The organism is Vreelandella maris (genome assembly GCF_013371085.1).
GTDB lineage: Bacteria > Pseudomonadota > Gammaproteobacteria > Pseudomonadales > Halomonadaceae > Vreelandella > Vreelandella maris.
This window is the reverse complement of sequence record NZ_JABWCV010000004.1, coordinates 66,839-81,435: the sequence shown is the minus strand read 5'-3', so window position 1 is coordinate 81,435 and position 14,597 is coordinate 66,839. Positions and strand designations below refer to the sequence as shown.

Sequence of the window (14,597 nt, the reverse complement as noted above, 5' to 3'; positions counted from 1 at the left end):
TGTTTTTAAGGCTTGATGTTTTTAGTGATCAAACAAGCAGTGTGCTCTTTAATGAGCATGCTGCGGATTCATCGCCCTGCCCTACTGCCGTCTTTCCCAGCTAAGAAGCTTGGAATCACGATTGCAGGAAAGCGCGCGGCTTTATACCATAGATCATTGCCAAGATGAAGTCGCACCCCGTTTGACGGTCTTAAATTGCGCCATTCAATTTTTCCATTCTGAATCCATATCGAGTATTCATGAACGTTCCTATCAAGACGCATTCTGAAATCGAACACATGCGCGAAGCCGGGCGCCAAGCGGCTAGCGTTATCGAAATGATCACCCCACATGTCCAGGCAGGGGTCAGCACGGGGGAAATCGACCGTCTTTGCCACGACTATATCGTTAACGAACTGGGGTCGGCCCCGGCGCCGCTGAACTACCACGGTTTTCCCAAGGCAACCTGTACATCCATTAACCATGTGGTGTGCCATGGCATTCCCGATGACGCCAAGAAGCTCAAAAACGGCGACATCATGAACCTGGATATCACCGTCAAGACCAAGCACGGCTATCACGGCGACTCCAGCGTGATGTTCGTGGTGGGCGAGACTATTCAGGGCGAACGGCTGTGTCGCATCACCCAGGAGTGCCTGTACAAGAGCATTGAACTGGTGAAGCCTGGTGTACGCCTTTCCGAACTGGCTCGAGTGATCCAAAAGCATGCCGAAGAGCATGGCTATTCGGTGGTGCGCGACTTCTGCGGCCATGGCATCGGTGCTGATTTCCACGAAGAGCCGCAGTTTTTGCACTATGACGGCTACGCGCCGGATGCCGACATCAAGCTTGCTGCTGGCATGTGCTTCACCATCGAACCGATGATTAATGTCGGTGACTATAAAACCAAGGTACTGCGCGATGGCTGGACCGCCGTCACCAAGGATCGTAGTCTCTCCGCCCAGTGGGAACACACGCTGCTGGTGACTGAATCTGGTGTTGAAGTGCTGACCGCGCGTCGCGACGAAGACTTCAGTTTCTTGAACAACTAATGCTTCTTCACCACTACCGGTTTGAACCGGACACCTCGCTTTTCGATTTAGACCTATTTCGCACCGAGCTTGCTGGCTCGCGCTCCCCAGTCGCCCCTTTCAAAGCTGCGCTGCGCGAACTACAAGCGCGCTTCGACGATCAGTTTCGCGCCGGTGCGGATATTCGGGACCTGGTGCGCGGCCGCGCCTGGTATCTCGATCAGTTGCTTGCCATTGCCTGGGCGCAGCATGAGTGGCCCGATGACGGCATCGCGTTGGTCGCAGTCGGCGGTTATGGCCGGGGCGAGCTGCACCCACACTCCGACATTGACCTGCTGCTGTTGCTGGAGCAGGACGACGACACCGCCTACCGCGAACCGCTCACCGCCTTTATCACGTTTTTGTGGGATATTGGCCTGGAGATAGGTCACAGCGTACGCTCGCTCAACGACTGCGAACGGGAAGCCGAAGCGGACGTGACCGTGATTACCAACCTGCTCGAATCACGTTTGATCGCGGGGCCGGAGGCATTGCGTGAAGCCATGCGCGAGCGCCTTAGCGCCGAGCACATTTGGCCCGCCGACCGCTTCTTTGAGGCCAAGTGGCAGGAGCAGATTGCTCGTCACTACCGCTACAACAACTCCGAGTATCACCTGGAGCCCAACCTCAAAAGCTCTCCCGGTGGATTGCGCGATATTCAGATGATCGGCTGGGTAGCCAAACGCCACTTTGGCACCGAACAGTACACCGACATCGTCGCTAACGGCTTTATGAACGACGCCGAACTGCGCATTTTGAGCCAGGGGCAGGCATTTTTATGGCAAGTGCGCTACGCCCTGCATATGCTCACCGACCGCGCCGAAGACCGCCTGCTGTTTGATCACCAGCGCACCATTGCCGAAATGTTTGGTTTCCGCGATACGCCCGAGCGCTTGGCGGTTGAGCAGTTTATGAAGCGCTACTACCGCCATGTCACCGCGCTAGCGGGCCTTAACGATATGCTGCTGCAGCATTTTGACGAAGTCATCCTGCGCGGCAAGGAGGCACTGACCACCGTTAAATTGAACGAGCGCTTTGAAACTAAGGGCGGTTATATTCAAGTACGCTCGCGCAGCCTGTTCCGCGAGCGACCGGCAGCGATGTTGGAGCTGTTTCTGTTGATGGCCAAACACCCCGAGATCGAAGGGGTACGCGCCGATACCATCCGGCTGATCCGTGATCATCGCCACCAAATTGACGACCACTACCGGGAAGACCCGCGCCACCAGCGGCTGTTTATGGCCATTATGCGCGCCCCTGGCAACGTACCGCGCCAGCTTCGCCGCATGAACCGCTACGGCATTTTGGGCAAGTATCTGCCCGAGTTTGGCCGCGCCGTGGGGCTGATGCAGCACGACCTGTTTCATATCTATACCGTCGATGCCCACACGCTGCGGCTGCTCAAGTTTCTGCACGGCTTCCGTAAGCCGGAAGCGAAAGGCGACTTCCCCGTGGCGGCAGCGCTGATGCAACAGCTTCCCAAGCTGGACCTGCTGTGGATTGCCGGGCTATTTCACGATATCGGCAAGGGCCGTGGCGGTGACCACTCGGAAATTGGCGCCCGGGACGTTGAACAGTTCTGCCAGCGGCATCACGTTTCGCCTCACGATACGAACTTGGTCAGCTGGCTGGTGGAGCACCACCTGCTGATGTCGATGACCGCGCAAAAGCGCGATATTAGCGACCCCGACGTGATTCGCGATTTTGCCCTGGTGGTGCGTAACGAAACCCGCCTGGATTACCTGTATGTGCTCACCGTTGCCGATATCAACGCGACCAATCCAACGCTATGGAACGGCTGGCGGGCGACACTGCTACGCCAGCTGCATGCCGAGACCAAGCGTGCTCTGCGCCGCGGCCTGAACAATCCACCCGACAGAGATGACTGGGTACGCGAAACGCGCACCGAGGCGCGCTCGCTGCTGCAAACCATCGGCGTCAACCGGGCACAAATCGACGAGCTCTGGGAATCCCTCGGAGAGGACTACTTTCTCCAGTATGCGCCCAGCGAGATTGTCTGGCAGACCCAAGGCATCCTGAACCACAACCAGTCGCCGCTGCCACTGGTGCTGATCAGCGCCCCCACCGCCGACATGGCCGAAGGCGGCACCAAGGTGTTTATCCATACCCGCTCGGTGGATGATCTGTTCGCCGCCACTGCCGCCGCCATGGAGCAGCTGGGGCTATCGATCCACGACGCACGCATCGCCACTTCCCACAACGACTGGACGCTAAATACCTTTATTGTGCTCGACAGCCATGGCCAACCGATTCGCGACCCTGCGCACATCGAAGAAATGCGCCAACACTTAGTCGAAGAGCTCGATGACCCCGATGACTATCCAGATATCGTCACGCGCCACACACCGCGCCAGCTAAAGCATTTCAAGGTACCCACGGAAGTACTGATTGAGCAGGACCCGGCTAATGAGCGCACCATGCTGGAACTAACGGCCCCCGACCGCCCCGGCCTGTTGGCTCGCGTAGGTCGAATCTTTATGGAGCAGGATATCTCGCTTTCAGCGGCGAAAATCGCCACCCTCGGCGAGCGGGTGGAAGACGTCTTTTTCATTACCACCAAGGCTGGCGAACCGCTGACCGACCCCGAGCGCCAGCAGCAGCTGCGCGAACGTTTGATTGAAGTGTTAGGGGTTTAAGTCTCTTTGCAACCCCGGTTGGGTTTGAGCCTGCACCGGGGCTTGCCTATAATCGTCGCCTTACGCCAGCCAGCCATTAACGGACATATCATGAACGCCGATCTCGACGCCCTGCATCCCTACCCGTTTGAAAAGCTGGCGGCGCTAAAGGCGACGCTCACCCCGCCTACCGAGCTCGCCCATATACCGCTGACCATTGGCGAACCCCAGCACGCGCCCTACCCAGCAGCGCTTGATGCCCTAGTAGCGCACCAATTGGAAATGGCCCGCTACCCGGCCACCAACGGCCTGCCAACGCTTCGTGAAGCCATCGCTAACTGGGCAACGCAGCGCTTTCAGCTACGCGACCTCGACAGCGAACAGCATGTCGTTCCGGTCAACGGCACTCGGGAAGCGATTTTTGCCTTTGTGCAGGCAGCCTTGGATCGCACACGCCCGGCGAAAGTCGCGGTACCCAATCCTTTTTATCAGATTTACGAAGGCGCGGCGCTCTTGGCAGGCGGTGAACCGCTCTATCTAGACTGCACCGCTGAGAACAAATTTCGACCTGACGTTAACGCTGTGTCCGCCGAGACATGGCGTGAAGTGCAGATCGTATTTATCTGCTCACCGGGCAACCCCACCGGGGCCGTCACGCCCATTGAAGAGTTCAAGCAACTCATTGCTCTGGCCGATGAGCATGATTTCATCATCGCGTCAGACGAGTGCTATTCGGAGCTGTACCTGGACGAGACCGCCCCACCGCCCGGCCTATTACAAGCCTGCGCCGAACTGGGCCGTGACAATTATCGGCGTTGCGTGGTATTTCACTCGCTCTCCAAACGTTCTAACTTGCCCGGCCTGCGCTCGGGTTTTGTGGCGGGCGACGCAGCCCTGCTAACCCCCTTCAAGCGTTACCGCACCTACCACGGCTGCGCCATGTCGCTACCCATTCAGCACGCGTCTATTGCTGCCTGGCAGGATGAGCAGCACGTGCGCGCTAACCGCGACGCCTACCGGGAAAAATTTAGCGCGGTGACCGATGTGCTTGCGCCTGTCATGAGCTTCCCAGCGCCTCAAGCCAGTTTCTATCTCTGGCCTGCAGTACCGGGCGGCGATGATATTGCTTTCACCCAGCGCCTGTTTGCCGAGCAACATGTAAGCGTATTACCCGGCAGCTTAATGGGGCGCACGGGGGCACACGGCATTAACCCTGGCGCAGGGCGTGTGCGATTAGCGCTGGTGGCCGAATTGGCGCCTACGCTGGAAGCGGCACAGCGTATTCGTCATCTTATTGAGTGCGGTTAACCGCGATAACGCTTTGCTTCATGGAGGCTGTATGCTGACGCTCTATATTATTAATACCTGCGACACCTGCCGTAAGGCGCGAAAAGCCTTGGAAGGCAAAGGTATTGCGTTCAAGACCTACGACCTGCGCAAAGATGGTCTTTCGGCGGGTCTGCTTGAGCACATTTTAGAACGTGTACCGCTTGTCGATGCCGTCAACAAGCGTAGCAAAACCTGGCGCGACCTCCCTCAAGAAGAGAAAGACGCCTTTGATACGTCTGCCCGCCAGATACTGGTGAAACATCCCACGCTACTGAAGCGGCCGCTACTGGAAGTAGACGACTCAACCATCCTGATTGGCTACCGCGACGGCGATTACGACAAGCTAAGCGGTTAACCGCTAGCCGTACTCATTTTTCATTCTCCACTACTCATTACTAAAGGACACTCTCTTATGCTGAGCTTTGCGCTTGGAATTGGCACCCAAAATACTCAAGGTGATTGGCTAGAAATCTACTACCCGGCACCGCTGTTCAACCCCGATGCGAGCTTGGTAGCCGCTGCTCAGCAAGCGCTGGATGCGCCGCAAGGCAACGCGGCGATTAGCTTTTTGCCGGAAGACTGCACACGCCTGGCAAAAGCCTTAGAGGCCGCTGGCCACACCGCCCAGGCAGAGCTTGCTGAAGCGCTTTCCGCTAGCCAGCGCCCGCTGGTGGCCATGTTTTTGGACACCGATCAGCCACCACAGACTGCCCCCGAGGTGTATCTCAAGCTCCACCTGCTTTCCCACCGTTTAGTGAAGCCCCACGGGCTGGATCTGACTGGCATGTTTGGTCTGTTGCGTAATATTGCCTGGACCAATGAAGGCGCGATCGATATTGAAGAGCTGCCTGCACGCCGTTTGAAGGCGCGCATGGCGGGGCGTGCGCTCTCCGTGGACTGCGTCGACAAATTCCCCAAAATGACCGACTACGTGGTGCCTACCGGTATCCGCATCGGCGACACTGCCCGCGTGCGCCTGGGCGCTTACTTGGGCGAAGGCACCACAGTGATGCACGAAGGCTTCGTCAACTTCAATGCAGGCGCCGAAGGCCCGGGTATGATCGAAGGCCGCATTTCGGCGGGTGTGATGGTCGGCAAAGGTTCAGACCTCGGCGGCGGCTGCTCGACCATGGGCACCCTCTCCGGCGGCGGCAATATCGTCATTAAAGTCGGCGAAGGCTGCTTAATCGGCGCCAACGCGGGCATCGGTATACCGCTGGGCGACCGCTGCACGGTGGAAGCAGGGCTTTATATCACCGCTGGCTCCAAAGTGACGCTGCTTGATGACCAGGGGCAGGAAGTGAACACCGTTGCCGCTCGGGAGCTAGCAGGCCAAGACGATCAGCTGTGGCGCCGCAACTCGCAGAACGGTCGCATTGAGTGCCTGACCAACAAAAGTGCCATCGCTCTGAACGAGGCGTTGCATGCCCACAACTGAGCCTGAAGCGCTGTCGCCGACGCTACAACTTGCCTTTGAGCTGCTCAGCCGAGCCTCGGTAACGCCGGACGACGAAGGTTGCCAGGAACTCATGATCGAGCGTTTAACAGCGCTCGGTTTCAATGTTGAGCGGCTGCCCTTTGGCGATGTAAAGAATTTTTGGGCAGTGCGCGGTCATCACGGCCCTGTCGTGGCTTTCGCGGGCCACACCGATGTGGTGCCCAGCGGCCCCTATATCAACTGGCAGTCCCCCCCGTTCGAGCCCTGCATCGACGCAGAGGGAATGCTGTGCGGGCGTGGCGCTGCCGATATGAAAGGCAGCCTCGCTTCCATGCTGACCGCCGTTGAACGCTTTGTCGCGAATCATCCAGAGCACGACGGCCGCATTGCCTTTCTGATCACTTCCGACGAAGAAGGCCCAGCGGTCGACGGCACCCGCGCGGTGGTTGAGCATCTGCGTGAGCGCAATGAACGCCTTGATTACTGTATTGTCGGCGAGCCTTCGTCCACCGATCGGCTGGGTGATGTAATCAAAAACGGTCGTCGCGGGTCGCTTGGTGCCACGCTACACATCAAGGGCGTACAAGGCCACGTGGCCTATCCGCATTTAGCGCGCAACCCTATCCATCAAGCGATGCCAGCACTCGACGCGCTGGTCAATGAGCATTGGGACGCGGGCAACGATTTCTTCCCTGCCACCAGTTTTCAGATTTCTAACCTGCGTGCAGGCACCGGAGCCACTAATGTGATTCCTGGCGATGTCGAAGTGGTGTTTAATTTTCGCTTCTCAACCGAAGTGACTCATGAAGAGCTCAAAGCGCGCACGGAAACCATTCTTGCTCAGCATGGCCTGGAGTATCAGATAGACTGGACGCTTAACGGCGAGCCTTTCCTGACCGCCGAGGGCGAGCTTGTCGATGCCGCCATCAAAGGCGTTGAAGCGGTGACTGGCGAGCGTCCAGCGCTTTCTACCAGCGGCGGCACCTCAGATGGCCGCTTCATTGCTACTCTGGGCGCTCAGGTGGTCGAGCTAGGCCCGCTGAACGACACCATCCACAAGGTCAATGAGCGCGTTCGCGCTAGCGACCTCGACGACTTAAGCCGGATTTACGAAGCGACGCTGCAGGCGCTGCTCGTCTCCGGCGAGGTAAACGTATGATGGAGCGTTATCCCGATATAGAAATCTACCTGGCTAGCGTTTCGCTGGAGGCGCTCAATGAGTGGCTAAAAAGCACGCTAATCGCACCGCCGCTCAGCCCGGCAGGCAAAGGCAAATGGCAAACCCGAGGTCAGTATCAGGGCGACTGTGTGCCGGTATTACTGGTCGATAAAGCCGCCGATGGCTTTGCCAGCCTATGGTTTGATAGCAACCATACCCCTTGGATGACTGACCAAGAGTGCGCTCAGCAAGCCGCAGAGGCGCTTCAGACCGAGGTACGATGCTCATTGGGCGGCTGGAACCCCGGCGATGACCCTGACCGCTTCTGGCAAGTGCTTCCAGGCGGTAAAGAGGGAGCCATAGAGTGGCCTGATTCGGGCCGTTAACAGACCCTATAACGTAAACGACCCCGCCGAAGCGGGGTCGTTTACTATCCTACGATCAATTTAGCTAGCCGTTAAGCTTACTCAATAATACTCACATCGTCGGCCTGCAAACCACGCTCATTTTTTATCACGTGATAACGCACAATTTGGCCTTCAGCTAACATACGCGGGCCACGGCCGCGAATGGCGCGAAAGTGTACAAAAACATCTTCACCATTATCGCGGGTAATAAAACCATAGCCTTTGTTAGTATTGAACCACTTCACTTCGCCCTCTTCACGGCCATCATTGGGGTCGATGATGTCTTCTTCCTCATCATCGTCCATGGGAGCAGCCGCTTGAGGCTGGCGCGATGCAGGCTTAGGACGCGCTACCACATCAGACGCCACCACTACTGAGGGCGCAAAAGCGGCAGACGCTAATGTGCCAATACACAGAACAATAAAACATCCGATAGCAACAGCAATATAGACACCGCTACTGTCTGCCAACACCTCCATTAATTGCTCGGCGAGGGCACTATTGGTTAAACGAACAATCCCCGCCAACAGAAGTGGCGTGGGGGCGGCAAGTAATACACTGATTAAGAAACAGCGAAACACAACTTTTGGGTTCATAGACAATAAAAGCTCTCTTGTTGTATGGGTAACAGACGAAGGACAATACCCGCACTATCAGGCCCATTCCCAATAGTACTGGCATACTACTACATAAGGTTGCAATGTTATCATGACCCACGAATTATCGCCTGCCGAGCTAACCCAGCTTGTGGAATCTTTAGAAAGCCGCTTAGCGCATCAAGAACACTGGCTGGACACGCTGGACCAAGCGGTGATTCAGCAGGAGCGCCGCCTGGAAAAACTGGAGCAGTTGAGTGGGCTGATGCGCGAACGCCTGCGCGAGCAGCATCAAGCACTTCAAGCAAGCGAACCCCAGGGCGGCCAACGCCCCGAGGATGAACTTCCGCCACACTATTAAGCCAATGGTAGCGCCAACGACTGCGTATTTATTAGCCTCCAACAACACTCGCGGGATCACTACTTTCCAGCCCAAAGGCGTCTGCCACGGCTTGATAAGTAACTTGACCAGCATGCACATTAAGACCGGGCAGGAAGTGCGGGTCGTCACGTAGCGCCTGCTGCCAGCCTTTATCCGCCAGGGCAAGCACGAAGGGCAGCGTGGCGTTAGTCAGCCCCTGGGTAGAGGTACGGGCCACGGCGCCGGGCATATTGGCGACACAGTAGTGAACAATGCCATCAACGATATAGGTCGGTTCGGCATGGGTAGTGGGCTTACTGGTTTCAAAGCAGCCGCCCTGATCAATCGCCACATCGACCAGTACACTGCCGGGCTTCATATCGGCTAGCATGCGACGAGTGATCAACTTAGGCGCAGCGGCGCCGGGCACCAGCACCGCGCCAATAATCATATCCGACTCACGGGTGGCCGTTTCAAGTGCATCGGCGGTGGAATAAACCGTTTTGATGCGTCCCTGATAGCGGTCATCCAGCACTTCCAGCCGCGCCAGAGATTTATCCAGAATGGTGACTTCTGCGCCTAACCCCAATGCCATGCGAGCAGCGTTTTCGCCGACGACGCCACCACCGATGACCGTCACTTTCCCCGGCGCCACACCGGGCACACCGGGCAGCAGCACGCCTGCACCGCCCTGGGCTTTTTCCAGGCTATGGGCACCGGCTTGAACGGCCATTCGCCCCGCTACGGTGCTCATCGGTGCGAGTAGTGGTAAGCCGCCACGGGCATCGGTAATCGTCTCATAGGCGATGCAGGTGGCGCCGCTTTTCATCAACCCACGGGTAAGGGGCTCTTCGGCGGCCAGATGAAGATAGGTGAACAGGGTATGCTGCGGAGTGAGCCGCGCCACCTCGTCAGGCTGGGGCTCTTTCACCTTGAGGATTAGCTCGGCATTGCACCACAGTGTGTCCACATCGGCTTCGATCTGAGCACCGGCGGCCTGGTAATCGGCATCGGTAAAGCCAGCGCCTTCACCGGCACTAGCTTGAACGCTGACCTGGTGGCCACGACCGGCTAACTCACGCGCACCAGTGGGCGTCAACGCGACACGATACTCGTGATTTTTGATCTCTTTGGGGACGGCGATTTTCATTGGTTTTTTCCCTGTGCTTTTAAAGGTCAGTCGTCTTGTTAAGCAAATTACAGCACAGCTAACGTTGACCACCACCCCAGCAAAGCAAAACAAAAAAAACGCCGGTTAAGGCGTTTTTTAGGAGAAAAATCTAACGATTGCCGGTTCTGCACGAAAAATTCCACTCTACTTTAAATTACTCAACGATAACGGCGCCGCCATAAATGCGACGATATTCCTCGGGCAAACGTTTGGGCCGCCCCGTTGAGAGCGCCACGCAGGCAAAGCGCGTGCGGGCATAAAGCAGTGTTTTGGAATCGCTGGTGCGCGCTAGTTGAAAACGCCGCGTCAGACTCAACCGTTCATCGCAATCGATAATCCAGGTCGCCAACTGTAGCTCATCGCCTGCAAAAGCAGGCGCGAGGTAATCCAGCTCATGCCGGTGAACCACCATCGCACGGTCAAGCTCTCGGTAACGCTCAATCGAGAGGCCAAGCGCTTCAGAGTGCGCCCAGCTAATCTGCTCAACCCAGCGCAGGTACTCGCTGTTGTTAACGTGCTGATAAGCATCAATCGCCTCATCAGCGACGCGGATATCGATCACAAAAGGATCGGGCAGCGCCCACTCCATCCTTGGCTCCTCTTTATCCTGACTCTCGTGTGAATTAGTCGCGGAACACGCGCACTCCCAACGCTTTCAGGTAAGACGTCTCAGGAATAGCGGGATGCACCGGGTGATCGGGGCCTTGATGGCCCTGGAAAATCACCTGACCATGGCGGTCCTGGTGGCGAACGGCGCCACGCACCACATCCATCAACCGCTCGGGCGCTAGGTGCATTGAGCAGGAGGCGGACATCAACAGGCCGTCGCGACCCAGCAATCGCATGGCTTCGCGGTTCAAGCGGGCATAGGCACGCTCGCCGTTAGGGATATCCTTACGCTTTTTGATGAACGCAGGCGGGTCAAGAATGACCACATCAAACTCCTCCCCCTCAGCCTTCAATGCTGCTAAGGCTTCAAACGCATCCCCCTCGCTAACAGCCACTTTCTCCTGAACGCCATTGAGCTCAGCGTTGCGTGCAACCTGGTCTAGCGCTGGGCCTGAAGAGTCAAGGCACACCACCTCTTTCGCGCCATGAACGGCTGCCTGCACGCCCCAGCCACCCACGTAGCTGAAGACATCCAGCACGCGCTTACCGGCCACTTGGCGATTAAGCCATTCGCGATTAACGCGGTGATCGAAGAACCAGCCGGTTTTCTGGCCATTAAGTACCGGCACGACAAAACGTGCGCCGTTCTCTTCCAGCACCACTTCGTCAGGCAACGTGCCCTTGATAACATCAACGTGGGCCTCGAGACCCTCCTGACGACGACCGCCGGTATCGTTACGGAAAACGATCACTTCAGGCTTGATGACTTTTTCCAGCGCATCAACAATCTCATCCGCCAACGCCTGCATGCCAGCGGTATTGAGCTGCACGACGAGAACATCGCCAAAACGATCAATCACCAAGCCTGGCAGCAAATCGCCTTCACCGTGAATCAAGCGGTAATACGGCTGCTCATAAAGACGCTGACGTAGTGCTAACGCTTGGTTAAAGCGGTGCACAAACAGCGAACGATCCAAGCGCATTTCAGGGTCACGCGACATAACGCGGGCAGCGATTAACGAATGGGGATTAACGTAAGCCACCGCCATGACTTTTCCGTTGGAGGCTTCTACCAGGGCGGTTTCGCCTGCCGCAAAGTTTTTCAGCGGCGTCTCTTTGATATCTACTTCATTAGAGTAGATCCAGAGATGGCCCGCTTTCAGGCGGCGGTCAGCATTTTTATTCAGGCGCAGGCGTTGGGTCACAGCAATCTCCAAAAAGCTTAGTCTTTAAAAACCTTGTCTTTAAAACCTTGCCTTAAAAAACATGGTCTTAAAAACATGATCTTCAAAACATAGACAAAGCAAAAATAAGGCAAGGTAAAAATTAAGTAAAACATTAGCACTTATAGGCGGGCATTAGCGTTGGCAACCGGGGCAAAACACGCTGGCTCGCTGGCCAAGCGTAATGCGGCGAAGCTCCGCGCCGCAGCGCAAACAGGGCTGACCGTGGCGGCCGTAAACATTTAGCCGCTGAGCAAAGTAGCCGGGCTCACCCTGGCCGCTGACAAAGTCTCTCAGCGTAGTGCCACCCTGGGTAATCGCCGCCGCCAGCACCTCTTTCACAGCAAGGGCTAAAGCGTCATAGCGAGCGCGAGAAACTCTCCCTGCCGCACGGCGCGGATCAATGCCCGCCATAAATAGTGCTTCCGCGGCGTAGATATTACCGGCACCCACCACTACCTGGTTGTCCATCAGAAATGGCTTTACTGCCACACGCTTGTTGCGCGAGCGGGCGTAAAGCCACTTGCCATTAAACGCATCAGACAATGGCTCGGGCCCCAAAAGCGCAAGACGCTTATCCAGCGTTTCATCCTTGGCCTGCCAATCCACAAAGCCAAACCGACGGGGGTCGTGATAACGCAACACATAGCCGTTAGCGGTGACCACATCGACATGGTCATGCTTTTTAGGCAAATCCCCCACCTGGGCAATACGCAGGCTACCCGACATGCCCAAATGCCATAACAGCGTGGCACTAGCATCATCTGCAAGCGCACTAACCGGCTGAATGGGAATCTGCAGATATTTTGCCCGCCGCTTCAATACGCCAATGCGTGCGCCCACCAACCGCTCGGCCAAGTCATCCGGCACGGGCACGCGCAGCCGCGGCTGACGCACCAGCACTTCGGTGACTTCCTGACCTTCAATATAAGGCGCAATCCCTCGGCGGGTGGTTTCAACTTCGGGCAGTTCGGGCATATTTGAGCATCGTAACGGCTTGTGATGACAGCCTAATGAAGATGGATTCGCTAGGCATGCTGCGCATAAAAAGCATGCATGCAAAAACCCGGCTTGGGGCCGGGTTTTTGAACAGACGTTCGCCTGCAGAGAAAACCGATCATTATCGCTTACGCGATTACTTGATCTTGGCTTCCTTGTAGATAACGTGCTTACGGACAACCGGGTCGAATTTCTTGAATTCGAACTTATCCGGGGTATTCCGCTTGTTCTTATCAGTGGTGTAGAAGTGACCAGTACCGGCACTAGACACCAACTTGATTTTATCGCGCATGGTTCAACTCTCCCAATAGGCTTACTTAGATAGCGTCGCCGCGCTTACGAATAGCGACCAAAACTGTGTCGATACCTTTCTTATCGATGATGCGCATTCCTTTAGTGGAAACGCGCAGCTTGACGAAGCGGTTTTCAGACTCAACCCAAAAACGGTGGGTGTGCAGGTTTGGCAAGAAACGACGACGTGTCTTACGCTGGGAGTGTGAAACGTTATTTCCAGTTACCGGACGCTTGCCGGTAACCTGACATACTTTGGACATTAGAGCCTCCAACTGCTTGGCCAGGATATAAGAACCTGAGTGTTCAAAACTGTCGGGCAAACCGGAGCAGGGAAGGTGTCGGCGCCGTTAACCGCCAAGCTTTATCCAAATCCGTTATTCAACCCAAGTTTAAAGGTGGCACTTTATACCAGAGCACCCGACTAGCAGCAAGCAAAACCCACTAAAAAGGTTAAATAAGCGCCATTTTACTCACTTAACTTAGATAGTGTCACGCAATGTACTGCGCGTTGATTCTGCTTATAGCCAGCCACGCTCGGCAAAAGAGACCACTTCTCCATCCCCCACTACGAAATGGTCCAACACGCGCACTTCAAACAGCGCGAGCGCGTCTTTTAAGCGTTCGGTGATTCGTCGATCAGCATCGCTTGGCTCTGCCACACCCGATGGGTGATTGTGAGCCAGGATAACAGCGCCAGCACTAAGTTCTAAAGCGCGCTTGGCAACTTCGCGGGGGTAAACAGATGCGCTGTCTAGGGTACCGCGAAACAGCGATTCATAGCGAATAATTCGGTGCTGTGTATCCAAAAAAAGCACGGCAAACTCTTCATGGCCTAAATGGCGCAGCTGGGAACTCAGGTAGTGGCGCACCAAAGCAGGCGATGTCAGTGCATTGCCACGCGCCAACTGGCTAGCCAAATGGCGCCGCGACAACTCAAGCGTAGCTTGTAGTTGGGCATACTTAGCGGTGCCTAGCCCATGGGCAGCGCAGAAACTTGCTTGATCAGCCTCCAGCAGTTGGCGTAAGCCACCAAAGCTTGTGAGCAAATCCCTCGCCAAATCAACCGCTGAGCGCCCCTGTACGCCGACGCGCAAAAAAATCGCCAGCAACTCCGCATCCGAAAGCGCCTGGGCACCTGCGTTTAATAATTTCTCCCGCGGCCGCTCACCCTCTGGCCAGTGATTGATTCCCATCGCACCTTCCCGCTTTGTCCGCCCTTGGTAATTAACGCAAACCGCCTTCAAACCCAATCACGCGGCCTGCCTCAGTAAACCTAGCTTACCCTTGTTTCCCCTCAATATGCCAAATTGGTGGTGCCAGTGGTAT

16 protein-coding genes are annotated in these 14,597 nt (G+C 56.2%); 8 read left to right on the top strand and 8 right to left on the bottom strand.

Annotated features, from left to right (window positions below; translation table 11 throughout):
* Positions 1-239: 239 nt before the first annotated feature.
* The 7 genes from map (at position 240) to HUO07_RS04260 (ending at position 7,997) form a co-directional block, all read left to right on the top strand.
* Positions 240-1,031, top strand: a complete 792-nt coding sequence (gene map, locus HUO07_RS04290) for a type I methionyl aminopeptidase (protein WP_176302520.1) — start codon at positions 240-242, stop codon at positions 1,029-1,031.
* On the top strand, positions 1,031-3,706 hold the full coding sequence (locus tag HUO07_RS04285) for a [protein-PII] uridylyltransferase (RefSeq protein ID WP_176302519.1): 2,676 nt from the start codon (positions 1,031-1,033) through the stop codon (positions 3,704-3,706). The genes map and HUO07_RS04285 overlap by 1 nt, the downstream gene beginning before the upstream one ends.
* 90 nt (positions 3,707-3,796) lie before the next feature.
* The gene (gene dapC, locus HUO07_RS04280) at positions 3,797-4,993 is read left to right on the top strand and encodes a succinyldiaminopimelate transaminase (RefSeq protein WP_176302518.1); all 1,197 of its coding nucleotides are present in this window, start codon (positions 3,797-3,799) and stop codon (positions 4,991-4,993) included.
* Between the two features lie 31 nt (positions 4,994-5,024).
* A complete protein-coding gene (locus HUO07_RS04275; RefSeq protein ID WP_176302517.1) occupies positions 5,025-5,369 on the top strand; it encodes a Spx/MgsR family RNA polymerase-binding regulatory protein in 345 nt (114 codons plus the stop codon).
* A gap of 57 nt (positions 5,370-5,426) precedes the next feature.
* Positions 5,427-6,452: a 2,3,4,5-tetrahydropyridine-2,6-dicarboxylate N-succinyltransferase gene (gene dapD, locus HUO07_RS04270; protein ID WP_176302516.1), complete on the top strand. Its 1,026-nt coding sequence runs from the start codon at positions 5,427-5,429 to the stop codon at positions 6,450-6,452.
* Positions 6,439-7,611: a succinyl-diaminopimelate desuccinylase gene (gene dapE, locus HUO07_RS04265; protein WP_176302515.1), complete on the top strand. Its 1,173-nt coding sequence runs from the start codon at positions 6,439-6,441 to the stop codon at positions 7,609-7,611. Before dapD ends, dapE begins: the two co-directional genes overlap by 14 nt.
* Positions 7,608-7,997 carry a hypothetical protein gene (locus HUO07_RS04260; protein ID WP_035564767.1) on the top strand — a complete coding sequence of 130 codons (390 nt, stop codon included), beginning with the start codon at positions 7,608-7,610 and terminating at the stop codon, positions 7,995-7,997. The genes dapE and HUO07_RS04260 overlap by 4 nt, the downstream gene beginning before the upstream one ends.
* Before the next feature lie 77 nt (positions 7,998-8,074).
* On the opposite strand, the gene HUO07_RS22010 is transcribed toward HUO07_RS04260, so the two are convergent.
* Positions 8,075-8,614 (bottom strand): cold-shock protein, encoded by a 540-nt coding sequence (locus HUO07_RS22010; RefSeq protein ID WP_281362637.1) that lies wholly within the window; start codon positions 8,612-8,614, stop codon positions 8,075-8,077.
* Between the two features lie 112 nt (positions 8,615-8,726).
* Between HUO07_RS22010 and HUO07_RS04250 the strand changes: the two genes are divergently transcribed.
* The gene (locus HUO07_RS04250) at positions 8,727-8,975 is read left to right on the top strand and encodes a SlyX family protein (RefSeq protein WP_101147424.1); all 249 of its coding nucleotides are present in this window, start codon (positions 8,727-8,729) and stop codon (positions 8,973-8,975) included.
* Positions 8,976-9,006: 31 nt separating this feature from the next.
* Here HUO07_RS04250 and ald read toward each other — a convergent pair whose 3' ends face one another.
* The 7 genes from ald to radC form a co-directional block, all read right to left on the bottom strand.
* Complete coding sequence (gene ald, locus HUO07_RS04245; protein WP_176302514.1) at positions 9,007-10,125, bottom strand: alanine dehydrogenase; 1,119 nt, start codon at positions 10,123-10,125, stop codon at positions 9,007-9,009.
* Between the two features lie 175 nt (positions 10,126-10,300).
* The gene (locus HUO07_RS04240; RefSeq protein WP_176302513.1) at positions 10,301-10,735 is read right to left on the bottom strand and encodes an acyl-CoA thioesterase; all 435 of its coding nucleotides are present in this window, start codon (positions 10,733-10,735) and stop codon (positions 10,301-10,303) included.
* A gap of 34 nt (positions 10,736-10,769) precedes the next feature.
* On the bottom strand, positions 10,770-11,960 hold the full coding sequence (locus HUO07_RS04235; protein WP_176302512.1) for a class I SAM-dependent methyltransferase: 1,191 nt from the start codon (positions 11,958-11,960) through the stop codon (positions 10,770-10,772).
* Between the two features lie 153 nt (positions 11,961-12,113).
* Positions 12,114-12,956, bottom strand: coding sequence for a bifunctional DNA-formamidopyrimidine glycosylase/DNA-(apurinic or apyrimidinic site) lyase (gene mutM / locus HUO07_RS04230; protein WP_176302511.1), 843 nt, complete (start codon positions 12,954-12,956; stop codon positions 12,114-12,116).
* A gap of 157 nt (positions 12,957-13,113) precedes the next feature.
* Positions 13,114-13,269, bottom strand: a complete 156-nt coding sequence (gene rpmG, locus HUO07_RS04225) for a 50S ribosomal protein L33 (protein WP_007111734.1) — start codon at positions 13,267-13,269, stop codon at positions 13,114-13,116.
* Positions 13,270-13,294: 25 nt separating this feature from the next.
* A complete protein-coding gene (rpmB, locus tag HUO07_RS04220) occupies positions 13,295-13,531 on the bottom strand; it encodes a 50S ribosomal protein L28 (protein WP_022520205.1) in 237 nt (78 codons plus the stop codon).
* Between the two features lie 258 nt (positions 13,532-13,789).
* Positions 13,790-14,464 (bottom strand): RadC family protein, encoded by a 675-nt coding sequence (gene radC, locus HUO07_RS04215; RefSeq protein ID WP_101147429.1) that lies wholly within the window; start codon positions 14,462-14,464, stop codon positions 13,790-13,792.
* Positions 14,465-14,597: the final 133 nt, after the last annotated feature.